This window comes from Methylobacterium sp. W2, assembly GCF_020662345.1.
Classification (GTDB): domain Bacteria; phylum Pseudomonadota; class Alphaproteobacteria; order Rhizobiales; family Beijerinckiaceae; genus Methylobacterium.
This window is the reverse complement of sequence record NZ_VMOA01000027.1, coordinates 50,420-73,169: the sequence shown is the minus strand read 5'-3', so window position 1 is coordinate 73,169 and position 22,750 is coordinate 50,420. Positions and strand designations below refer to the sequence as shown.

Annotated in this window: 20 protein-coding genes, 1 tRNA gene and 1 pseudogene; 4 read left to right on the top strand and 18 right to left on the bottom strand. The window is 66.2% G+C overall.

All coding sequences use genetic code 11. The features are described 5' to 3' along the window. Positions 1-1,455 (top strand): glucan biosynthesis protein (locus FPV16_RS15955; RefSeq protein ID WP_227439372.1); only part of this gene is annotated, 1,455 nt, incomplete at its 5' end. Further along, positions 1,443-3,593 carry a glucans biosynthesis glucosyltransferase MdoH gene (gene mdoH, locus FPV16_RS15950; RefSeq protein ID WP_227439371.1) on the top strand — a complete coding sequence of 717 codons (2,151 nt, stop codon included), beginning with the start codon at positions 1,443-1,445 and terminating at the stop codon, positions 3,591-3,593. The genes FPV16_RS15955 and mdoH, both read left to right, overlap by 13 nt. Positions 3,594-4,013: 420 nt before the next feature. Here the strand turns inward: mdoH and FPV16_RS15945 are convergent, their stop codons facing one another. Beyond that, positions 4,014-4,427 carry a flagellar biosynthesis repressor FlbT gene (locus FPV16_RS15945; RefSeq protein WP_227439370.1) on the bottom strand — a complete coding sequence of 138 codons (414 nt, stop codon included), beginning with the start codon at positions 4,425-4,427 and terminating at the stop codon, positions 4,014-4,016. Between the two features lie 241 nt (positions 4,428-4,668). Here FPV16_RS15945 and FPV16_RS15940 point away from each other — a divergent pair, with 241 nt between their 5' ends. Together FPV16_RS15940 and FPV16_RS15935 are read left to right on the top strand one after the other, a co-directional pair. After that, positions 4,669-6,366 carry a flagellin gene (locus FPV16_RS15940; RefSeq protein ID WP_227439369.1) on the top strand — a complete coding sequence of 566 codons (1,698 nt, stop codon included), beginning with the start codon at positions 4,669-4,671 and terminating at the stop codon, positions 6,364-6,366. A gap of 506 nt (positions 6,367-6,872) precedes the next feature. Next, positions 6,873-6,962 (top strand) — tRNA-Ser (locus FPV16_RS15935). 528 nt (positions 6,963-7,490) lie between these two features. On the opposite strand, the pseudogene FPV16_RS15930 reads toward FPV16_RS15935, so the two are convergent. From FPV16_RS15930 to FPV16_RS15850, 17 genes and pseudogenes are all read right to left on the bottom strand, one after another. Next, positions 7,491-8,579: pseudogene (locus tag FPV16_RS15930) on the bottom strand (recombinase family protein); the annotation flags it as partial. Next, positions 8,576-8,974, bottom strand: a complete 399-nt coding sequence (locus FPV16_RS15925) for a helix-turn-helix domain-containing protein (protein ID WP_227439368.1) — start codon at positions 8,972-8,974, stop codon at positions 8,576-8,578. The pseudogene FPV16_RS15930 and the gene FPV16_RS15925, both read right to left, overlap by 4 nt. 146 nt (positions 8,975-9,120) lie before the next feature. Continuing rightward, entirely contained in the window at positions 9,121-9,384 is a 264-nt protein-coding gene (locus tag FPV16_RS15920) for a hypothetical protein (RefSeq protein WP_227439367.1), read from the bottom strand. A 168-nt stretch (positions 9,385-9,552) separates the two neighbouring features. Next, entirely contained in the window at positions 9,553-9,795 is a 243-nt protein-coding gene (locus FPV16_RS15915; RefSeq protein ID WP_227439366.1) for a DUF2274 domain-containing protein, read from the bottom strand. Beyond that, the gene (locus FPV16_RS15910; protein ID WP_413629310.1) at positions 9,792-11,048 is read right to left on the bottom strand and encodes a TrbI/VirB10 family protein; all 1,257 of its coding nucleotides are present in this window, start codon (positions 11,046-11,048) and stop codon (positions 9,792-9,794) included. Before FPV16_RS15910 ends, FPV16_RS15915 begins: the two co-directional genes overlap by 4 nt. Beyond that, positions 11,042-12,118, bottom strand: coding sequence for a P-type conjugative transfer protein TrbG (gene trbG / locus FPV16_RS15905; RefSeq protein ID WP_227439364.1), 1,077 nt, complete (start codon positions 12,116-12,118; stop codon positions 11,042-11,044). Before trbG ends, FPV16_RS15910 begins: the two co-directional genes overlap by 7 nt. Further along, positions 12,115-12,798 carry a conjugal transfer protein TrbF gene (trbF, locus tag FPV16_RS15900; protein WP_227439363.1) on the bottom strand — a complete coding sequence of 228 codons (684 nt, stop codon included), beginning with the start codon at positions 12,796-12,798 and terminating at the stop codon, positions 12,115-12,117. Before trbF ends, trbG begins: the two co-directional genes overlap by 4 nt. Then, positions 12,798-14,102, bottom strand: a complete 1,305-nt coding sequence (gene trbL, locus FPV16_RS15895) for a P-type conjugative transfer protein TrbL (RefSeq protein ID WP_227439362.1) — start codon at positions 14,100-14,102, stop codon at positions 12,798-12,800. The genes trbF and trbL overlap by 1 nt, the downstream gene beginning before the upstream one ends. A gap of 1 nt (position 14,103) precedes the next feature. After that, positions 14,104-14,442, bottom strand: coding sequence for a putative entry exclusion protein TrbK-alt (gene trbK-alt, locus FPV16_RS15890; RefSeq protein ID WP_227439361.1), 339 nt, complete (start codon positions 14,440-14,442; stop codon positions 14,104-14,106). Positions 14,443-14,457: 15 nt separating this feature from the next. Next, positions 14,458-15,231 carry a P-type conjugative transfer protein TrbJ gene (gene trbJ, locus FPV16_RS15885; protein WP_227439360.1) on the bottom strand — a complete coding sequence of 258 codons (774 nt, stop codon included), beginning with the start codon at positions 15,229-15,231 and terminating at the stop codon, positions 14,458-14,460. Further along, positions 15,228-17,666 carry a conjugal transfer protein TrbE gene (gene trbE / locus FPV16_RS15880; protein ID WP_227439359.1) on the bottom strand — a complete coding sequence of 813 codons (2,439 nt, stop codon included), beginning with the start codon at positions 17,664-17,666 and terminating at the stop codon, positions 15,228-15,230. The genes trbJ and trbE overlap by 4 nt, the downstream gene beginning before the upstream one ends. A gap of 13 nt (positions 17,667-17,679) precedes the next feature. Continuing rightward, positions 17,680-17,961, bottom strand: coding sequence for a VirB3 family type IV secretion system protein (locus tag FPV16_RS15875; protein WP_127966060.1), 282 nt, complete (start codon positions 17,959-17,961; stop codon positions 17,680-17,682). Then, on the bottom strand, positions 17,961-18,293 hold the full coding sequence (locus tag FPV16_RS15870; protein ID WP_227439358.1) for a TrbC/VirB2 family protein: 333 nt from the start codon (positions 18,291-18,293) through the stop codon (positions 17,961-17,963). The genes FPV16_RS15875 and FPV16_RS15870 overlap by 1 nt, the downstream gene beginning before the upstream one ends. After that, positions 18,290-19,300, bottom strand: coding sequence for a P-type conjugative transfer ATPase TrbB (trbB, locus tag FPV16_RS15865; RefSeq protein WP_227439357.1), 1,011 nt, complete (start codon positions 19,298-19,300; stop codon positions 18,290-18,292). Before trbB ends, FPV16_RS15870 begins: the two co-directional genes overlap by 4 nt. A 257-nt stretch (positions 19,301-19,557) precedes the next feature. Continuing rightward, on the bottom strand, positions 19,558-19,941 hold the full coding sequence (locus FPV16_RS15860) for a VOC family protein (protein ID WP_227439374.1): 384 nt from the start codon (positions 19,939-19,941) through the stop codon (positions 19,558-19,560). Between the two features lie 284 nt (positions 19,942-20,225). Next, positions 20,226-20,663, bottom strand: a complete 438-nt coding sequence (locus FPV16_RS15855; RefSeq protein WP_227439356.1) for a CopG family transcriptional regulator — start codon at positions 20,661-20,663, stop codon at positions 20,226-20,228. Positions 20,664-20,675: 12 nt separating this feature from the next. Further along, on the bottom strand, positions 20,676-22,667 hold the full coding sequence (locus FPV16_RS15850) for a conjugal transfer protein TraG (RefSeq protein WP_227439355.1): 1,992 nt from the start codon (positions 22,665-22,667) through the stop codon (positions 20,676-20,678). Between the last annotated feature and the right edge of the window lie 83 nt (positions 22,668-22,750).

Here is a 22,750-nt window from a genome sequence, read left to right as displayed (position 1 = left end):
CCGAGGAACGACGCCCCCGCCCTCCCCGCCGCGGGTGCGCCGTTCCTCGGCCAGACGGTGCCCGACCTCGCCCGCGCGCTCGCCAAGCGCCCCTTCGTCGCCCCCCGCACCGACGACCTGCCCGGTGCCCTCACCGGCCTCAACCGCGAGCAGTACAACGCCATCCGGACCGTGCCGGGGAGCGCGATCTGGTCGAACGATGCCTTCGGTTTCACCCTCGAGCCTTTGCATCGCGGCTCGGTCTTCACCGGCCGCGTGGCCCTGGCCCTGGTGGAGGACGGCACGGTGCGGCCGCTCGCCTACGACCGCTCCCGTTTCGAGGCGGAGGGCGTCGCCCTGCCCGAGTTCAAGGACGATCCCGGCTATTCCGGCCTGCGCATCCGCGCCCGGTTCGATGGCGGCGAACTCACCGATTTCGCCACCTTCCAGGGGGCGTCGTTCTTCCGCCTCGTCGCCACCGGCCAGGGGTTCGGCGTCACCGCGCGCGCCCTCACCCTGCGCCCGGCCGATTCCCGCGGCGAGGAGTTTCCCGAACTCCGCGCCATCTGGGTCGAGCGGCCCGGCCCCGGCGGCCCGCTGGTGCTGCATTGCCTTGTCGATTCCCCCTCGGCCACCGCCGCCCTGAGAATGAGCCTGCGGCCGGGCGGCGCCTCGCTCTGCGATGTCGAGGGCACGGTGTTCGCCCGCGCGGCCATCGACCATCTGGGGCTCGGCGGCATGACCACGAGCTACTTCTTCGGCCCCTACGACCGGCGCGGTGCCGACGACGCCCGGGCCGGCGCCTATGCCTCCACCGGCCTGCAGATCCGCACCGGCGCGGGCGAGGCGATCTGGCGCCCCGCGCGCAACCCGGAGACCCTGCAGGTCTCGTCCTTCGTCGACGACAACCCGAAAGGGTTCGGCCTGATGCAGCGGGCCCGCAGCTACGCCGATTTCGAGGACGACGTGCAGCATTGGGAATGGCGTCCCTCGCTCTGGCTCGAGCCGTTCGGCGCCTGGGGGCCGGGGGCCGTGACGCTCCTGGAAATCCCGAGCGATTCCGAGTTCAACGAGAACGTGCTCGCCTATTGGCGGCCCAAGGCCAGGCTGGAGGCGGGCGCCGAGTTTCCCTTCGGCTATCGCCAGCACTGGTGCTGGCAGCCCCCCGAGGCGCCCCCCGTGGCCCTCGTCTCCGGGACGCGCAGCGGCAAGGCGAAGGGCGAGGGCAACCGCCGCCTGTTCCTCGTCGATTTCACCGGCGAGAACCTGTTCGCCGATCCCGACCTGCAGCCGATTCTCCTGACCTCGCCCGGCACGGTGGCGGCCCCGACCCTGTACCGCTATCCCGACCGCAAAACGGTGCGCGTCTCCTTCGAGCTCGATCCGGGCGGCGAGAAGACCTGCGAACTCCGCCTCCTGCTCAAGCGCGGGGAGGCCCCCGTCACCGAAACCTGGCTCTACCGGTGGACACCCTGAACACGCACACGCCTTCCCCCACCGCCCCGGCCTCCTTCCGGCCGGCGATGCCCCTCGAGGCGCCGCTGCCCATGCCGGTGCAGGACCTCGACCGCTTGGACCCCGCCTCGGGGCATCGGCCGGCCAGGCCCGCGCGGCGCCCTTGGGCCGCCCGCGCCCTCGTCTTCGGCGGGGCGGCGCTGCTCACCGCCTATGGGGCGCTGGAGATGTACGAGGTCGTCGCGGTCTCGGGCGGGACGACGGCGCTGCAATACGTGCTGCTCGTGCTCTTCACCCTGAACTTCTCCTGGATCGCCCTCTCCTTCATGAGCGCGATCCTCGGCTTCTTCACGCTCCTGCGCCGGCCCAAGGCCGCGCCGCCGGCGGTCCGTCTCGCCTCCCGGACCGCCATCGTCATGCCGGTCTATAACGAGGCCACCGCCCGCACCTTCGCCGCCGTGGACGCCATGCGGGCGGAGATCGACGCCACCGGCCACGGCGCGGCCTTCGACTATTTCGTCCTGTCGGACTCGACGATAGGCGATGCCTGGATCGCCGAGGAGCGTGCCTTCCTGGCCTTGCGGGCGCGCTGGGGCGAGGATGCGCGGCTGTATTACCGGCACCGGGCGAAGAACCATCACCGCAAGGCCGGCAATATCGGCGACTTCGTCTCGCGCTGGGGCGGGGCCTACGACCACATGCTGGTGCTCGACGCCGACAGCCTGATGACGGGCGCCTGCGTGGTGCATCTCGCCGCCGCCATGGAGGCCGACCCCGATTCCGGCATCATCCAGTCGCTGCCGCTCATCATCAACCGCAACACCCTGTTCGCCCGCGTCCAGCAATTCGCCGCCCGCATCTACGGCCCGGTCATCGCCACCGGCCTGTCGGTCTGGTCGGGCCGCGACGGCAATTACTGGGGCCACAACGCCATCATCCGCACCCGCGCCTTCGCGGAGGCCTGCGGCCTGCCCGACCTCAAGGGAAAACCGCCCTTCGGCGGCCACATCCTCAGCCACGATTTCGTCGAGGCGGCGCTGATCCGGCGGGCCGGCTGGAGCGTGACCATGCTGCCCGCCCTGCCCGGCTCCTACGAGGAGAGTCCGCCCTCCCTCATCGATGTCGCGGTGCGCGACCGGCGCTGGGCGCAAGGCAACCTCCAGCACAGCCGTGTCATCGGGGCGGCGGGCCTGACACTGGCCTCGCGCCAGCATTTCGCCACCGGCATCGCCGGCTACGTCGCCTCCCCGCTCTGGCTCGGCCAGCTCGTGGTCGGTATCGCCCTGGTGCTGCAGACCGCCTATGTGCGGCCGGAATATTTTACCTCCGAATTCGGGCTCTACCCGGTCTGGCCGCGCTTCGACCCCGTGCGCGCGCTCCAGCTGTTCGGCCTCACCATGGGCATCCTGCTGGCCCCGAAGCTCCTGGGGCTGATCCTCGCCCTCATCGACGGGCCGGTGCGCCGGGCCTCGGGCGGGGCGATCCGCCTCGTCCTGTCGAGCCTGATCGAGACGATCCTCTCCGCCCTCATCGCCCCCATCGCCATGCTGATCCAGTCCGGCTCGGTGTTCGAGATCCTGGTGGGGCGCGACACCGGCTGGAACCCGCAGCGGCGCGACGACGGCTCGATACCCTTGCGCGACATCGTCCGGCGCCATCGCTGGCACATGGTGCTGGGGCTGGTGACCGGCATCGCCGCCTTCGCCATCGCCACCTCGCTGTTCCTGTGGATGTCGCCCACCATCCTCGGCCTCGTCCTGGCGATCCCGATCTCCTGGGCGAGCGGCCAGCTCTCCTGGGGCCTCGCCCTCAAGCGCCTCGGCCTGCTGATGACGCCGGAGGAGCGCGACCCGCCCGCCATCGCGTCGAGCGCCGGGGCGATCGCCGCCCGCAACGCCGAGGCCGGCCTCGACGATTCCGATGCGATCCGTGCCCTCCACGCCGATGCGGGCTTCGCCGAGGCCCATGCCCAGATGCTGCCCGAGATGCCCAAACGCCCCCGCGGCGTGATCGACACCGACCGCGCCCTCGCCCAGGCCAAGGTGGTGGAGGCCGAGACCATCGCCGAGGCCGCCGAATGGCTTAGCCCCAAGGAGCGCATGGCCCTCCTCCACGACCGCGCCCTCCTCGACCGCCTCACCCGCCTCGCGCCCGCGTGAGGCGGGGGGATTTTTCGGACTTGGGGCCCGGCTCCACGGAGCAGGTTCAGCAAAAGCGCTCACCGGTTTCGTGTCCTGAAAACGGCGGCACTTCAAAAGCTTGAGCGGGGTGAAGCGTCTGGCTTACCAACGCGAACCCGCTTCGAGCCTGTTCGATCGAATATCTGAGCGGATGATCCTGGCTAAGTTGGATCATCCAATCGGCTCACCTCATCCTGAGGCGCCCTTTGCTTGAGCAAAGGGCCTCGAAGGAGGCTTCCAGAACCAGCTGCGGTATCTGGAGCCCTCCTTCGAGGCCGCTACGCGGCACCTCAGGATGAGGCAAAGCCTTGGAAAAACGACTCGAACAGGTTCTGAGAGCCCGCCGCATCCGGGCGGCTAATGCCGGCCCCTTGCCCGCTCCGCGGCCGATCCGGACGGTCAGTCGGCGCGTCCCGAATCGGGCGCCTTGGCGAGACGGTCGGCCAGGGAGGCTTCGTACTGGATGAGCTCCTTGCCCCGCTTCATCGCTCGGTAGAAGTCCCGCGCCGCCACATGGGCGTTGATATCGCGGACATAGGGGGCCGTGCTCGGCACCGCCTCGAGCAATTCGCTCGCCTGGGCCACGAACAGGTTCTCGATCTCCGACACGTCGTCGGAGAGATAGAGCACCGTGAGGGTCAGGTAGAGGCGCTTGCAGGCCGTATCGGCCTCGCTCTCCGTGATGATGTCGGATTCGCGCAGGAACTTCGTCATCGTCTCGATGACGAAGTTCGAGCGCCGAGACCCGTTGCGGATTGCGGCCCCGCCGATCAGCAGCCGCTCGAACGGCTTGAGTTCGATCTTCAGGGGCATGACCGGTCCTTCGGGTTCGGTGGGGATCATCGATCCGGGCGGTTAACAATACATGACCGCCATGGCGAGGTTTGCTTGCGGAATCCGGCCTCTCCCTCGGAGGCCGCGAAGATACGGAGAATACGTCGGATCTCCCACAGGGTTCGTTGACTGTCCGTCTTAAGACGTTCGCAACGTCCTCGTGGTTTGGTGACGTCGCACCCAAAAAAGGGTGCTTTCAGATCAGAATGGATCGAACCTCATGTCTTCAGGCATCACGCTTACCGCGGCAACGCGTCAGAACCTGCTCTCGCTGCAGGGCACCGCCGATCTGCTGACCCAGACCCAGAACCGTCTGTCGACCGGCAAGAAGGTCAACTCGGCCCTCGACGATCCGACGAGCTTCTTCACCTCGCAGTCCCTGTCCGGCCGCTCGGGCGATCTCGGCTCGCTCCTCAACGGCATCTCGAACGGCGTCCAGACGATCCAGGCCGCCAACCAGGGCATCACCTCGATCCAGAAGCTGGTCGACTCGGCCAAGTCCACCGCCAACCAGGCGCTGGCCGACAAGAGCGCCGTAACGAGCGGCACGCCGGCAACGGCAGCGATCCTCTCGGCAGGGACCTCCTTCCAGGGCACCTCTACTGCCGCCACCGATGGCACGCAGGACTTCTCCGGCACCCGCAATGCTGTGTTCACGGTGAACGATGGCACCAACAACACCACCATCACTCTCGATGCTTCCACGCTGAGCGGCGTGACGAACAACGTCGGCAAAGCGACTGCTGACGACGTCGTCAAGGCCATCAACAACCAGCTTGCCAACGATACGACGAATCCTGCCGCGGTCTCCGCTTCCAAGACGACCAATGGCCGGATTGTCTTCACGTCGACCGCGACCGGCAAGGACGCAACGGCAACGGTCACCAACGCGGCCAACAACGAAGTCGACCTTGGTTTTGGAGTTGCCACGACTGCACAGACAGCCAAGGGTGCCGACGCCAAGAACGGCGCCACGGCTGCAGCGGCAGAAGGTGCAGCCGTCGCTGGTCTGGCCACCGGTGGTACCGGCCCTGACTTCACTGGCGCAGCCGATGCGTCGTTCACCATCAAGCTCGGCGATGGCCCGGCCAAAAAGATCGAGCTGAACACCGCTGCGGATGCAACGCTCGGCGCTCTGACGGATGCGAAAGCGACGGACCTTGCCACGGCCATCAACAAGCAGCTGAATGCGGATACCGGCTTCAAAGGTAAGGTCACTGCTGTTGGTGATGATACGACTGGTAAGGTGACCTTTACTTCGACGGCGACGGGGTCAGATCAGAAGATCACGATCGATGCCTCTTCCGCGGCGACCGATACGGATATCGGTTTTGGTGCGGGTGTCACTGCAAAGCCAGTGGTGGCGAGCGGTGCTGGTTCTGCCAGCGGAACCAACGCAACCCGAACCTCGCTCGCCAAGCAGTTCAACACCCTGCTGGATCAGATCACCCAGCAGGCGAAGGATTCGAGCTACAACGGCATCAACCTGCTGTACCGCTCGGGCACCGATGCCAAGGAAAACTCCTTGAAGGTCACCTTCAACGAGACGGGTTCGTCTACCCTGAACATTGAGGGGGCCAAGCTCGACTCCGATGGCCTTGGCCTGAGCTCGGTCACCGGCGGCTTCCAGTCGGACGATGAGATCAACAAGGCTCTGACGGCCATCACGGCGGCCACCAGCCAGCTTCGCGCCCAGTCCTCTACCTTCGGCTCCAACCTCTCGGTGGTGCAGAACCGTCAGGACTTCTCGAAGAACCTGATCAACATCCTCGACACCGGCTCGGCCAACCTGACGAACGCGGACCTCAACGAGGAAGCCGCCAACTCCCAGGCGCTGTCGACCCGCCAGTCGATCGGCATCTCGGCCCTCTCGCTCGCCAACACGGCGCAGCAGGGCATCCTGCAGCTCCTCCGCTAAGCGGATCAGCCTCCACGACGATGAGCGGCCGGGGGAAACCCCGGCCGTTTTTTTTGCGCACGCACGGCTCCTTCCCGTGGACACCGTGCGGCGTCGACGAGCCGCAGCGCCGCCGCCTTCGGCAGGCCGCGGAGCGTCGGACGCCCGGCCTACGCCTGCCGGACGACGCCGTCCTCCATGCCCAGGCCGGCGAGCCGGCCGTGCAGCCCGACGCACGCCGATCCTCGACCGGTCGACGCCCTGCCCCGCAGTCGCGTCCGCGGCTTGCGCCCCAGGCGCGCGGCATCCCTCCCGGGATCGCCCAGACCAAGCTCGCCCGGACGCAGCCGGACTACTCCGGCATCTGTCCTCTCCCATGATACCGCGACGGTTGACGCTGCCCTGCGCGCGGCCATAGACAAGGCGACCGAACGATCGGATGAGCCATCCGATCGCCACGGACGAAGAGCCCCAGCATAGGCAAAGGCAAACGATCCCGCCTTCGCAACGGCTTGGAAGGATGGCTTGGAAGGGTGGCCGAGTGGTTTAAGGCAGCGGTCTTGAAAACCGCCGTGGGGGCAACTCCACCGTGGGTTCGAATCCCACCCCTTCCGCCATTTCAGTCCCAAGCTGGGCACGCCGATTCCCGCCGATTTCCCTCCGGAAACGGCGGTTAGCGTGCGAAGCAGCTCTCCCTTCGATCCCATGATGCGAACTTCGGTATCCGTGACCTCGACGCGCTGGGCGAACGCCCGCAGGTGATCCCGCCGATAACCGCCCCCATCTAGCTTGATGCGCTGCCGCGCCACGTCGGCGAAACGGCGCACGGTGGCGGGTGTAACCGCCCGATTGCCGGAGCTTTCGAGCATGGCCTGCGCCCGCTCGGCATCGACCTGCGCCTGGTCGCGGAGCGCCTTGAGACCGGTGATGCGGTCTTTCAGCGCCGGGTCGGACAGATCGGCGACGCCTGATTCGATCGCGTCATAGAGGCGCTTGAGCCGCAGGTCGGTCTCGGCCGCCCGGCGGTTCAACTCGCCGATATGGTCCTGCCGACGTTCGGCGCGCTCGTGTCGGCGATCGAGGACGGAGGCCAGCACCTCCTCCAGCCGGTCGGGCTGGAGCAGCCGATCCTCGATATGGCTGGCAACGATGGTGTCGAGCTTCTCCATCGGGATCGAGCGGCCCGAGCAGCCGGTCTCGCCCTGCCGCGCCTTGATCGAGCAGGTGTAGTAGCGATAGCGCCCGCCCTTGCCGGTGCGGATGGTCATGGCTCCCCCGCACTTGGCGCAGAAGCAGATGCCCGTCAGCAGAGTCGGCCCGCTGACGACGCGCGGCGGCGTGACCTTGGGATTGCGTGCTTTCAGATGCGCCTGAACGGCGTCGAAAGTCTCTAGGTCGATCAGCGGCGGCACGGGCACCGTGACGATCTCGCTGATCGGCTTTAGCTCCTTGGTCTTGGAGCGCTTGTTGAACTCGTGCTCGCCGACATAGGTGCGGCGCGTCAGGATGCGGTGAAGCTGGCCAATGCCCCAGCGACCGCCGTCGCGGGTAAAGATGCGGCGCGCGTTCAGATGGGACACGATCGCCTTGACGCCCATCGGGCCGGACGTGCCGTTCCCCTCCAGCGCCAGCCGGTAGATCAGCCGCACCGTGTCGGCGTGCAGCGGGTCGATTTCGAGCTTCTTCTTGGTCTTCGCCCCGCGCTGCTCGGCCGCGACGATGCGGTAGCCGATCGGCGGCAGCGCGCCGTTCCAGAAGCCCTGCCGGGCGTTCTCCTTCAAGGCGCGCATGACGTGCTTGCCGTTCTCCTTGGACTGATACTCGTCGAACAGCGCCATGATCTGGCGCATCATGACATGCATCGGATCGTCGCCCATCTCCTGGGTGATCGAGATCAGCTTGACGCCGTTCTTCGCCAGCTTGCGGACGTAGAACTCCAGCTCGAAGTGATCTCGAAAGAAGCGGCTGAACGAGTGGACGACAACGATATCGAAGGGTGCCGGCTTGGACGTGCCCGCCTCGATCATGCGCTGGAACTCCGGCCGGCGATCGTTCGTGGCGGATGCCCCCGGTTCGACGAAGGTGTCGATAAGCTGGTAGCCGCGCGACAGGCAGTAGGCCTCACCCTGGCGCTTCTGGTCGGGGATCGAGACATCATGCTCGGCCTGGCGGGTGGTCGAGACGCGAAGATAGAGGGCGGCGCGGGTGGCGATGCTGGGTGTTTCAGCGTTCATGATGGGTCTCCCTCTGCCGTGGCGGTCCGTGTCCGAGATTGTTTCAGCGGCAAGTCCAGTACGACGCGATCGTGAACGAGCTTCGGCGCGAGCTTTCTGCCGCTTCGCTCCATGCGGATCAGGCCGTAGGCGGTCATCGTCTTCAGGGTGCGTGAGAGGTTGGATTTGGCCCGGTCGGTTAGCGCCGCCAGCTCATCCAGCGAGTCCGGTGCCTGCTCTGCGATAGTGCGCAACATCTCGCGATTGGGCGCGGAAAGAATGCGGGCGAACGATTCGGTCGAGGCGAACCAGATCTTGGGGTCGGCCTCGCGCGGCTTCTCCTCTCCGCGCGCGATCCGCAGCGTACGAGCCTTCATTTCGTCGGGATCGGCGATGCCAACCTTCAGCGTCGTCATGGCGTTTTGCCTCCGTCCTGGCATTCGCCGGGCCGGGCAAAAGCATCGGGCGGCGGATCGACTAATCACCGCCTATAGTTATCATCACAACGCAACTAAATCAAACGGATTATGCTCGTATGAGCTTCACCAAGGCCGATCACGGCTCACCGGGACGGCCCGAACAATTCGTCGAAGATGTCGCCGAACCATGCCTCGAACAAGTCGATCTCGGCCTCCGTCACCGGAACGCGCTCCGGCCAGTCGTCGGTCACGGTCCAGGATTCGACATCGTGCTTGGGCGGGCGGCCAATGGGCGGGGCTGGCGTCGCGATCTCGTCCGGCGGGATATAGTCGTAGAGGTCGTCGGGCAGAGCGCCGGCCACGACACGGAGCCGGCGATGCGGGCGATCAGCGCTGCGCCGGGACATGGGAATCGCATTCTGTGAAATGACCAACCGTAAAGACACTCGATCCTTCGCCACGACGCCGCGCAATTCTTCCAGCATCAACGGATCGCGCGGACTGTGAAGACGGCGTGATCAGAAACCATGATCGTGTTTGGCTATCGGTCCGGCGGAGAACGGCGAGCGTCGGACTCATGATTGCCCGCCTGCGGCCGACGGCGTGGTCCGCCTCGCCTTCGCAAATGCCCGATCAGTCGCGATGAACCGCTCCAGCATCGGCACGATCAGGCGGACGGGATCGGTCGGCGGATGGCCGTTCTCGCGGCCGAGCACGTCGGCATAGGCAGTTAGATCCCGATGCAGGTCAGCGGGCAGTTCCACCGTCACCTTCACCGGCTTGGTCTCAGTGATCGGGCCGAGCTTCAGCTTGGTCATGGCGTGGCTCCATAGGGTTCGAGCACAAGGTCGCGGGTGACGATGACGCGGACAGGGAAGCCCGGCCGGATGGTCAGCGTCGGCGCGATATTGAGCTGGCGCTGGACGATCTGTCGGCCGGTCTGGCCGATGCTGTCGGATGCACCGTCGCGGATGGCGCTGAGGAGATCGCTCTCGTCGCTGGACGATCCGGTGTTGGCGCCGATGCTGAGCAATGTCGAAAGCGCCACTGCCTTGAACAGTTCGCCCCAGTGATAATCGACGCCATCCTCCAGCCCCGCATAGCCTTCGGCGTCCGCGCCCGGCTGGCGCTCTAGCACGATCGAGCGGCCGTCGGGCATGATGAGGCGGTTCCAGGCCAGCAGGACGCGGCGCTGACCGAAGCCGACGCCATTGTCATACTGGCCGATCAACCGCGTGCCTTGTGGCACCAGCAGGATGCGGCCCGTGGGGCTGTCATAGACGTTCTCCGTGACCTGGGCGGTGATCTGGCCCGGCAGATCGGAACGGATGCCGGTGATAAGCGCGGCCGGAATGACCGCGCCGGCTTGAAGGATGTTCGGAGACGCCGGCGCGGCAACGCGATCCGGCGCGACGGTGCGCCGATCGGCCGCCTGGTTGAGAAAGGCTGTTTGCCGGTCCTGAGCCGTTGGCGTCGTCGGCTGCGGCGCGAGACCGAGGCTGGTCAGGTCCGGGAGGGGTGCTGCGGCATTGGCGGTAGTCGTCGTCGCTGGCGCTGCGTTGCGCGTCTCGGTCGATGCGAACAGCCGGCCGGTCCGCGCCGCTTCGATCTCCTGTAGCCTGCGTTGTTCCTCGGCGGTGAGGCTGGGCGGTGTCGCGGCGGGTGTACTAATGCCCGGCGCGGGCACGGGCTGGCCACGGTTCTGCGCATCGAGGATCGGCCGACCGAGATCGCCGGGCAAAGCCGGGCCGAGGACAGGTCCGGTATAGTCCTTGGGCAGGCCGGCGAGACCATCGGCGGTTGCGCGATTCTCGGTCGAATGGAGTTCGGTGCTTCCGCCGCCGCCATCGCGGGTCTGGAGAGCATAGATCAACGCGCCGCCAATACTGAGGCTGCTGACCAGACCGAGGCCGGCCAGAACCTTCCGCGACAACCGGGTGACGCGAGGCGGTTCGGCACGAAGGCGCATCGGTGCGACCGGCTCGCCGGTCAGCGGGCGGGCATCGTCGTCAGATGGCTCTGGCGTCGGTCCTGGCTTCGCGCTCTTCTCGGGATCGACGTCACTCACGATGCCGGCCTCCCGTCAGTGCGGGTGATGCGGACGCGGCGCTGGGTATCGCCCGTGCCGAAGCGCAGTTCGGCGGCAGCGAACAGCCGATCGACGATCATATGACGGCCGCGCACCCGGTAGTTCACTAGCTCGGAGGTGTTGCCTTCGGGGCCGACGACGAATAGCGGTGGCATCTCGCCCTGCGCGATGCCACGCGGGAACTCGATGAACACCTGCCGCCCATCGTCGAACGCGCGCAAGGGCCGCCACGGTGCGCGGTCGCCCTCGATCGCGTAGCGGAAGTTGACGTTGGCGAGATCGACGCCGCTGGCGATGGGCTGCGCGGCCTCGGCCTGGCTGTTCTGACGACGCAGGGCGATGAGTTGGTCCTGCGGATATTGCCAGGACACCGACGCCATATAGGTCCGTTCGGTCGAGCGCAGCTCCATGTGATAGGTGCGCATATTGGTGTTGATGATGAGGTTGGTCATCAGCTCGGCGCGGGTCGGCTTGACCAGGATATGCACCTGTTGCGTGGCCCCTGAACCGCTGAGCGTGTCGCCGATGATCCACCGCACGGTGTCGCCGGCCGCGACCGGGCCGGAGCCGACAAGAGTTTCGCCGTGCTGGAGCGCGATGTCGGTGATCTGCCCGACGGCGGTATAGACCTGATAGAGCGCGCCGCCGGTGTAGGGATAGACCTGCATGGCGTTGATGAAGCCGTCACGGACAGGCTGCACGCGGGCCTGCGCGTTCGCCTGATTTACGCGGGTGGCGGGATCGGTCGGCTCGGGCACACGGCGGGATTCTTCCACCGGCTTCATCTGGCCGGGCAACGGCAATGGCCGGGGAAGTTCGACAACGGTGACAGGCGATGGCGGATCGACGGTCTGCACGGCGGGCGCGGCATCGTCATAGGCGATCTCTGGCGGCTTCTGCGTCGTGGCGCAGCCGGCCAGCGCCGTTGCTGAGAGCAGCAAAACCGCAAGTCCGACTTTAGGGAAACCCGCCTTTCCAGCTCTTCGTGCAGGGATAATGGTGTGAACAGGGTTGGCCGGGCGTCCGGCGGTCAGATGAGACGGCCGGATCATTGTCCAAGCTCCTTCGACCAGTTGATGGCGTTGACATAGATTCCGAGCGGATTGGCCCGTAGCTTTTCGGCGTCACGCGGCGGCGCGACGGCGATGGTGAGGATGGCGGTCCAGCGCTCGGTGGAAGCGAGGCTCCCGTCCTGATAGCGGCGCTCCACCCAGGCGACGCGAAAGCTGTCGGGTGAGGCTCGGATCACGGACGACACCTCGACGGCGATTTGGCTCTTGCCGACCTTGGTGAAGGGGTCGTTGACGCGGGCATAGTCGTTGAGCGCCATCGCGCCGCGATCCGTCGTGAACTCGTAGGCGCGAAGCCAGTTCTGTCGGACGATGATGGCGTCGGCCGGGATCGAGCGCACCTGCTCGATGAACCGCGCGAGATGCCAGGCGATCTGCGGATCGGTCGGGCGATAGTCGGCGACGGCAGGCGCGATGGCTTGCGCTTGGCCGAGCTTGTCGACCTGCACCACCCACGGCACGATCGAGCCGTTGGCGGATTGCCAGACCAGCGCGCCGGACAGCCCGGCCGATAGGATCAGCGAGCCGAACGCCATCAGCCGCCAGTTCCTGGCCTGGACGCGGGCCGAGCCGATGCGGTCGTCCCAGACCTGGGCGGCGCGTTGGTATGGCGTCTCGGGTTGCGGCGTCTTGCCGTAATGGGTTGAGGGTCGTTTGAACATCAGCGGTCGCTTTCGGAGAGGTTGACGGAAGAGCCGCCGCCATGGCTGTCGCCGGATTTGACGGCATGGGCGGCGGCCTGGATGCCGTGCGAGGCTTGCTGGCCGCGCTTCATGCGCTTGGCCCACGCGGGCGGGCCGTCAGCGCTGGCGGACGAAGACGATGCGGATGAAGCGTCGGCGCTCTCTTTCGTCGCGGCCTCGCCGGTGACGGACCGTTCGCCGGTCTGGAAGCTGTCCTTCATGGAGGCGGCGGCGCGCTTGAACGGGCTGGCGATGGCGGACCCGGCTTGGGACGCTCCGGTACTGGCGACGCCCGATGCGCCTCCGGCCCGATAGGCGGCGGTCGCGCCGCCAGCGAGGGTCGCGCCGCCACGGGCGGCAGCGGCGGCTCCCCCTGCGAGAGCGGCCGCGCCGGAGGCGACTGCACCGATCGCTGCCCCTCCAGCGGCGACCATGCCACCAGCGGCCAAGCCCGTTCCGATCGCCGCGCCCGCGCCGAGTTGCGGGCCGCCGGAGACGAGGCCGTTGGCGATGCCGGGACCGAAAATGCCGAGGCCGAGCAGTGACAGTGCGGCCAGCACGATCGCCATGGCGTCGTCGATCGTCGGCGCGGTCCCGCCGAATCCAGCAGTGAACTGACTGAACAGCGTCGAGCCGATGCCGATGATGACGGCGAGCACCAGCACCTTGATGCCGCTGGAAATGACGTTGCCCAGCACCCGTTCGGCCATGAAGGCGGATTTGCCGAACAGGCCGAACGGGATCAGCACGAAGCCTGCCAATGTCGTCAGCTTGAACTCGATCAGGGTGACGAAGAGCTGGATGGCGAGGATGAAGAAGGCGAGCAGCACGAGCGCCCAGGCGAACAGCAGGCAGGCGATCTGGATGAAGTTCTCGAAGAAGGAGATCCAGCCCATCAGGCCGGAGATCGATTCGAGCAGCGGTCGCCCCGCGTCGAGACCGACCTGCGCCACCTTGCCGGGGCGCAGGAGATCGGCGGTCGTGAACCCGGTTCCACTCGCCTTCAGCCCAAGCCCGGCAAAGCTCTCGAAGACGATGCGGGCGAGGTTGTTCCAGTTGCCGATGATGTAGGCGAAGACCCCGACGAACAGGGTCTTCTTTATGAGCCGGCCGATGATGTCGTCGTCGCCGCCCATCGACCAGAACAGCGCGGCCAGCGTCACGTCGATGACGATCAGCGTGGTTGCGATGAAGGCAACCTCGCCCGACAGCAAGCCGAAGCCACTGTCGATGTAGCGGGTGAAGACGGCCAGGAACTGGTCGATGACGCCGGTGCCGCCCATATTAACGTTCCTCGGTCGTGCTCGGCTCGGCCGGCGCGGTCTGCTTGGTGACGGGATCGTCGTTCGACGGCACGGACGGGCGTTGCCGATCGAGACCAAGGAAGCGGTTGCGGCTATCGGCCCAGACGCGCAGGCATTCGGCGTCGCGCGCGCCGGCCTCGCCGAGCCGCTGGCACCGGCGCTGCCCCTCACGCAGCGGATCGGGCGCGGCCGGAGCGACGACGGCCGCCGCCGGATCTGCCGATGTCTCTTCCTCGCGGGTCATCTCGATCGCGGTCGCGGTGATGGCGACGCCCGCGAACACGGCGGCGGCGATGCGGGCCAGCGTCTTGCCTTCCATGGCGCGTCTCCCCGGTCAGTTGTTGCCGTTGTTGAACATCTGCGCGTTGCCGGGCTGGTAACCGGTGCCCGGCGTCAGGAACCGGCGACGCTGCTCGCGGCCCTGTTCGGCCGCTGCCGCGCGCTCGGCCTCGGTCAGCGCCTGCGCGCGGCCATTGGCGGCGACGACGGCCGTGAGATCGGCGAGTTGCTGGGCCTGGAGCGCGAGGAGCTGGTTGCCGGCCTGTGTCGCCTGAAGCGCGCCGGTCGCGGACTGGCTCGATCCGACCAGCGCCGACATCTGGCTGCGGTTGGTGTCGATATTGCCGACGACGCCGGCCTGCACCTTCATCGCGTCCTGCAAGCCGCCGACGGTGTTCTGCCAGCGCGAGCGGGCGTCGGAGACGAGTTGGCTGTCGGAGGCCGACAGCGAGACGTTGCCGTATTTCTGGCTGAACATCCGGTCGATCTGCTGGACGTCATAGGCGACGTTTTGCGCCTGTTGCAGAAGCTGCTGGGTGCGCTGGACCGACTGCTGAAGCTGTTGCAGCGACGAATATGGCAGGCTGGTGAGGTTGCGAGCCTGATTGATGAGCGACTGCGCCTCGTTCTGAAGCGAGGTGATCTGGTTGTTGATCTGCTGGAGCGAGCGTGCGGCCGACAGGACGTTCTCGACGTAATTGCGCGGGTCGAACACGATCCCGCCGAATTGCGCGTGGGCGGGCGTCGTCACGAGGATCGGCGACAGCGCGATGGGTGCGACCAGCAAGACGGCGGCGAAGCGGCGGCCAAGGGAACGACGAGTGGTCATGATGGGATCTCCAGGTTGGTGAGGTCGGGGATGAGGTCGGCTGCCCAGGCGAGACCGCGATGGCGCAGCCAGGCGGCGAGGAAGCTGTCGCGGCCATGCTCGGCGACGATCCGGGCAATCTCGGTCTGGTCGGTCTTCGACGAGACGGCGCAGAGCGCTAGCGCCACATCGGACAGGCCCAGCTCGAACAGCCGGTTGCCCCGCCGCGACTGGCAGTAATAATCGCGCTTCGGTGTCGCCCGCGCGAGGATCTCGATCTGGCGGTCGTTGAGGCCAAAGCGGCGATAGATGGCCGTGATCTGCGGCTCGATCGCCCGTTCATTGGGGAGCAGAAGCCGGGTCTGGCAGCTTTCGATGATGGCGGGCGCGATGGCGCTGCCGTCGATGTCGGACAGCGACTGCGTGGCGAAGATGACGCTGGCGTTCTTTTTGCGCAGCGTCTTCAGCCATTCGCGGAGCTGGCCGGCAAAGCCTTCGTCGTCCAGCGCCAGCCAGCCTTCGTCGATGATGATGAGCGTCGGCGAACCGTCGAGCCGGTCGCCGATCCGGTGAAACAGATAGGCCAGCACAGCGGGCGCGGCCTCGGTGCCGATCAGCCCCTCGGTCTCGAAGGCCTGGACCGTGGCGGAGCCGAGATATTCGGCCTCGGCGTCGAGAAGCCGGCCATGGGCGCCGCCGACACAATAAGGCCGCAGCGCTTGCTTCAGGTCGTTGGACTGGAGCAGCACGGACAGGCCGGTGATGGTCCGCTCGCCGATTGGCGCGGACGCCAACGAGGTCAGCGCCGTCCAGATATACTCTTTCACTTCGGGCGTGATGGCGACGCCTTCGCGGGTCAGGATCGCCACGATCCAGTCGGCGGCCCAGGCGCGCTCCGGCACATCATGGATGCGGGCCAGCGGTTGGAGCGACACGCTCTCGTCGCTGCCGTCGCTCAAGCCACCGCCGAGATCGTGCCAGTCGCCCCCCATCGCCAACGCGGCGGCGCGAATGCTGCCGCCGAAGTCGAAGGCGAATACCTGCGCGCCGACGTAGCGCCGGAACTGGAGCGCCATCAGCGCCAGCAGCACGGACTTGCCTGCGCCGGTCGGCCCGACGACGAGCGTGTGCCCTACGTCACCGACGTGAAGGGATAACCGGAACGGGGTCGAGCCTTCGGTCTTGCCGAAGAGCAGTGGGGGCGCTGCAAAATGCTCGTCCCGTTCCGGACCCGCCCATACCGCCGAAAGCGGGATCATGTGGGCGAGGTTCAAAGTCGAAATCGGCGGCTGCCGCACATTCGCATAGACGTGGCCGGGCAAGCTTCCGAGCCAGGCGTCAGCCGCGTTGATGGTCTCGGCCATCGCGGTGAAGTCGCGGCCCTGTACGATCTTTTCGGTCAGCCGCAGCTTCTCGTCGGCAATGCGCGGATCGTCGTCCCAGACCGTGATCGTCGCGGTGACATAGGCGACACCGGCATAGTCCGCGCCCAGCTCCTGCAACGCCAGATCGGCGTCGGCCGCCTTGTTGGCCGCGTCTGTGTCCACGAGGGCCGAGGCCTCGTTGGTCATCACCTCTTTCAGGATCGCTGCGATCGACTTGCGCTTGGCGAACCATTGCCGTCGGATCTTGGTCAGCAGCTTCGTCGCATCGGTCTTGTCGAGCAGGATCGCGCGGGTGGACCAGCGATGGGGAAAGGCCAGCCGGTTCAGCTCGTCGAGCAGGCCGGGCGTAGTCGCGGTCGGGAATCCGACGATGGTCAGGACGCGCAGATGAACCGAACCCAGTCGCGGTTCCAGTCCGCCGATCAGCGGCTGATCGGCGACCAGCGCATCGAGATACATCGGTGTTTCGGGCACACGGACGCGGTGGCGATGCGTGGAAACGCAGGAATGCAGGTAGGTCAGCGTCTCGACGTCATCGAGCCAGACGCATTCGGGCATGAAGCCTTCGACCAGTTGCAGCACGCGGTCGGTGCGATCGGTGAAGACGGTGAGCATCTCGCGCCCATCGACGCCGACACGCTCGCGGCCCTCGTACAGCCAGGTCTCGGCGCGAGCGGCATCCTCGGCCGGCGGCAGATAGGTGAAGGTCAGGAAATAGCTGGATTCGTAGTGGGAGCCGGCTTCCTCGAAATCGGCCTTACGCTCGGCATCGACCAGCGCTGAAGCGGCGTCGGGAAAGCGGCTGGCGGCATAGGACGCCGCCTCATGGCGCTGGGCTTCGACGAAGATCGCCCATCCCGATCCCAATCGGCGGAAGGCGTTGTTCAGCCGCCCGGCGACCGCGACCAGTTCGGCCGGCACGGCGCTGTCGAGGTCGGGGCCGCGAAACCGCGCGGTGCGCTGGAAACTGCCGTCCTTGTTGAGGACGACGCCTTCACCCACGAGCGCGACCCAGGGCAGGAAGTCGGCGAGACGGGCGGCGGTGCGGCGATATTCTGCGAGGTTCATCATGGGATCGGCCTCCTCAAACGCCGAGATGGCCGGGGATGCGCAGATGGCGGCGCACCACATCGACGAACATCGGATCGCGCTTGGCCGCCCAGACGGCGGCGAGATGGCCGACCGCCCAGATGGCAAGGCCGACCAGCCAGAGGCGCAAGCCTAGGCCAAGCGCCGCCGCCAATGTGCCGTTGAGGATGGCGAGGCCACGCGGCGCGCCGCCGAGCAGGATATGCTCGGTCAGCGCCCGGTGGACCGGCACGGAATACCCCGGCACGTCACCGCCCTGTTCGACAAGGCCGGCCATCAGACGAGCGCCCCGCCGCCGAACGAGAAGAACGACAGGAAGAAGCTCGACGCGGCGAACGCGATCGACAGACCGAAGACGATCTGGATCAGACGACGGAATCCGCCCGACGTGTCGCCGAAGGCCAGCGCCAGGCCGGTCGAGATGATGACGATCACGGCGATGATCTTGGCGACCGGGCCTTCGATCGACTGGAGGATGGATTGCAGCGGCGCTTCCCACGGCATGGAAGAGCCGGAGGCATGGGCGGCGGGCGCCAGCATCATGCTGATGGAAACGGCAAGGGCCGCGGTCGCCATGGTGTGGCAACCGCGCGAGAGGAAGCGGATCATCGGATATCTCCTGTAGGAAGGTTGAGGACGGGCTGGATGTCGCCGCCGTTGACGGCGGGCACGACGCGGTAATCGCCGTCCGGGCCGAGACCCTCGACGCGGGCGAGTTCGACGAGCCGGCGCTGCGAACCGCGTCCGGCGAGCACGGCGACGAGATCGATGGTCTCGGCGATCAGCGCGCGAGGCACGGTGACGACGGCTTCCTGGATGAGCTGTTCGAGGCGGCGGATCGCGCCGATGGCGCTGCCCGCATGGATGGTGCCGACGCCTCCGGGATGGCCGGTTCCCCACGCCTTCAAGAGATCGAGTGCCTCGGGGCCGCGCACCTCACCGATCGGAATGCGATCGGGGCGTAGCCGCAGCGCTGAGCGGACAAGATCGGAGAGCGAGGCGACGCCATCCTTGGTCCGCATGGCGACGAGGTTTGGCGCGGCGCATTGCAGTTCGCGCGTATCCTCGATGATGACGACGCGATCGGCGGTCTTCGCCACCTCGGCCAGCAGCGCATTGGTCAGCGTGGTCTTGCCGGTCGAGGTGCCGCCCGCGACGAGGATATTGGCGCGGGACGCCACGGCGGAGCGGAGCGCCTCGGCCTGTGCCGCCGACATGATGTCGGCGGCGACGTAATCGTCGAGCGTGAACAGGGCGACGGCGGGCTTGCGGATCGCGAAGGTGGGTGCGGCCACGACTGGCGGCAGCAGCCCCTCGAACCGTTCGCCCGTCTCGGGCAGTTCGGCGGAGACGCGGGGCGCACCGGCATGGACTTCCGCGCCGACATGATGCGCGACCAGGCGCACGATGCGTTCGCCATCGGCCGGGGCGAGCCGCTCACCCGTATCCGACAGTCCCTCCGACAGCCGGTCGATCCATAGCCGCCCGTCCGGGTTCAGCATCACCTCGACGACGACGGGGTCTTCCAGAAATCGTGCGATGGCGGGGCCGAGCGCGGTGCGCAGCATCCGCGCGCCTCGCGTCAAGCTCTCCGAATTCTGGTGCGATACCGCCATCTGATCCCCATTTCTCGAGGAGATCGACAGACGCTCCCCGGACCGGGATGATTAAAAGAGCCGGAAGTTTGGCTGATTCAACAAGTATCTAGCAGCGGGCGGCCATGGCGAAGAAAAGGCGGCAATCGGCGGGTTGTCTCCACACGTCCAAAGATATCACAGCCATCTCGACAACATCGGTGGCAATAGTTGGTAGGTATTAGCACGTCCACTTTTCCGCAAACCTTCCTGGAAAAGTGGACGGTCTAATACGGCACTCAGTCCGTTGGACGCCATCCGATTTCGATCAGGATACGCCCCGGTGCAAAGCAATAGAACAGCCAGCCGCCACGTATGGCTTGTGGCTCGCTCCATAGTTCTGCGCCAGCGGCGCGCAAGCGCTCGAATAGATCGTCCACTTTTGCGCGCGAGGGCTGCATAAAGCCGATATGGTACGTGTTGAAGCCCGCCGTCGGCGTATCAGCGCCTCCGAACTTCTCAATTGGACGACTGATGACAAGTTCCAGACCGGCGTCGTCATGCAGGATCGCGAGGCCATTTGCCCCGCGCGTTTCGATTTCAGTCAATCCGAGGTAATCGCGAAAGAAATCACGCGTTGCGGCTACGTCGGGCACGTGAAGATCAAGGTGGTTAAGGCGCATATTATCTCCATCATCAAAGATCGCGACGGAGCTTGAGCGTTCTGCCAGGCACACCGACGCGATTGCCCAGCCAATTGGCAGGACCGCGTCGTGGGTTCTCATCCGAGGACGGAACAGAGCTTCCAGAAGGAAGGGGTCGGGCTTACCGTATCCGACCCAAATGCCTTTTTCGACAGCTTCTCATAACTTATTAGAGGCAACGCCGTCAACGATGTGCGTTACTGGCGACTCGTAAGGGAACGTTGGCAACGGGAATTGCGTGCTTCCAATCTTACAAGAATATCTTACTCGGTTTTTGGGCTAGCCTGACTGTTCGCGTCTACATCCCGCGATAGTTCCTTTAGGAACCGATCGCCGGTCGCGAGCCTCCGTCCAAGCGATTGCAGGAACCCGTCGAATCGCTCCGCGCCCTTCGCCCGTGCCGACGCCTGCGCGCTGTCGGGCAGCGGCGGGGTCACGGTCAACCAAAAGCGGATGAACAGCGAGAGCGCCTCGCCAAGGATGGCGAGATCCTCGTCCAGGCCATCGACCTGCCGGCCGAGCTTGTCCATGCGGCGAGCGAAGACCGCCTCCAGCCGTTCGGAGGCGTCGGCGGACAAGAAGGACGCGACCGCCGCTTCGATCACGGCTGATTTGGACACGTTGCGGCGCAGCGCTAGCGCCTCAACCTTCTTCAACAGGTCCGGCTCGAAATAGACGTTCATGCGGGTCTTGGTTTGCATGGCGGCGGCTCCTTACAGTTCGATGCCATCGGCAGGGTCCATCGTCGCCTGCCTAGCGACGGAAGTGACCTGTTGGCGGATGGTGCGGGCTTTGGCGGCGTCCACGTCCGGTTCGTCGTCGAGCACGTCGAACTCACCGACTACCGGACGTTCGTCGGGAACGATCTCCTCATGCTCGGGCAATTCCGGCTCGCGGCGGATGCCCGCATTGGCGGGATCGATCGCGGCGGCATCGGGTGCCGCCGGTGCTGATGGTGCAACGGGCGTCGGTATCGTCAGTGCCGACCAGTCGTCACCCGATGGTGCTTTCGAGGCTTTGGCCCCGATGGACAGGTCCGGCGGAGGCAGCAACCGCTCCTTGAAACGAGCGTCTTCGTAGTAGCGCGCCTTCGTCGCCCGGATTGGCGGCACGCCCGCGACCAGCAGCAGTTCGTCCGTCGGCGGAAGCTGCATCACCTCGCCGGGGGTCAGAAGTGGCCGGGCCGTCTCCTGCCGCGAGACCATGAGATGGCCGAGCCAGGGCGATAGCCTGTGGCCGGCATAGTTGGTGGAATCGCGCATCTCTGTCGCGGTGCCCAGCGAGTCCGACACGCGCTTGGCGGTGCGCTCGTCATTGGTGGCGAAGGCAACGCGGACATGGCAATTGTCGAGCACCGAATTGTTCGCGCCATAGGCCTTCTCGATCTGGTTCAGCGACTGCGCGATCAGGAAACTCTTGATGCCGTATCCGGCCATGAAGGCCAGTGCGGACTCGAAGAAGTCGAGCCGCCCCAGCGCCGGAAACTCGTCCAGCATCAGCAGCAGCCGATGGCGGTTGGCGGCGTTCAATTCCTCGGTCAGCCGCCGCCCGACCTGATTGAGGATCAGGCGGATAAGCGGCTTGGTGCGGGCAATGTCGGACGGCGGCACGACGAGGTAAAGGCTGACCGGCCGCTTGCCCGAGACGAGATCGGCGATGCGCCAGTCGCAGCGCGCCGTCACCTTCGCCACCACAGGATCGCGGTAGAGGCCGAGGAACGACATGGCGGTGGACAGCACGCCCGAGCGTTCGTTGTCGGATTTGTTGAGCAGCTCGCGCGCCGACGAGGCGATGACGGGATGGACGCCCGCTTCGCCCAGATGCGGCGTGGACATCATGGCGCGCAGCGTCGCCTCCATGGGACGTTTCGGATCGGAGAGGAAGTTGGCGACCCCGGCCAGCGTCTTGTCGGGTTCGGCATAGAGGACATGCAGGATCACGCCGACCAGCAGCGAATGGCTGGTCTTTTCCCAATGGTTTCGCTTGTCGAGCGCCCCTTCGGGATCGACCAGTATGTCGGCGATGTTCTGGACGTCGCGCACCTCCCAGTCGCCGCGCCGGACCTCCAGCAGCGGATTGTAGGCGGAGGATTTCGCATCCGTCGGATCGAACAGCAGCACGCGGCCATGGCCGGCGCGGAATCCCGCCGTCAGACCCCAGTTCTCACCCTTGATGTCATGGACGATGACGCTGCCCGGCCAGGTCAGCAATGTCGGCACGACGAGGCCGACGCCCTTGCCGGAACGGGTCGGCGCGAAGCACAGCACATGCTCCGGACCATCGTGGCGTAGATAGTCACGCTCCAGCCTGCCAAGCACCACGCCGTCCGGGCCGAGCAGTCCGGCCGCCTTCACCTCCTCGGGCGATGCCCAGCGCGCCGAGCCATAGGTGGCGACGTTCTTGGCCTCGCGCGCCCGGATGATCGACAGGGTGATGGCGACTGCGATGGAGATAAATCCGCCCGACGCGGCGATGATCGCCCCTTCGACGAAGATCGCGGGCGCATAGGCATCGTAGGAATACCACCACCAGAAAAAGGCTGGCGGATAGTAGACGGGCCAGCCGGCCAACTCGAACCATGGGCTGCCAAGTTGTGCCTGATATCCAAGCCGCCACGCTGTCCACTCGGTCGCGCCCCAGATCGTCGCCAGCACGATGACGACGACGATGGTGATCTGGCCCCAAAGGACACGGCTTCCCGACATACAGACTCCAATCGGCAGATGAGACAGAGCCGATCAGAGAATAGGCGGTTTCGCGAGAGGCAACAGGAAAGAGCAGCGAGCGT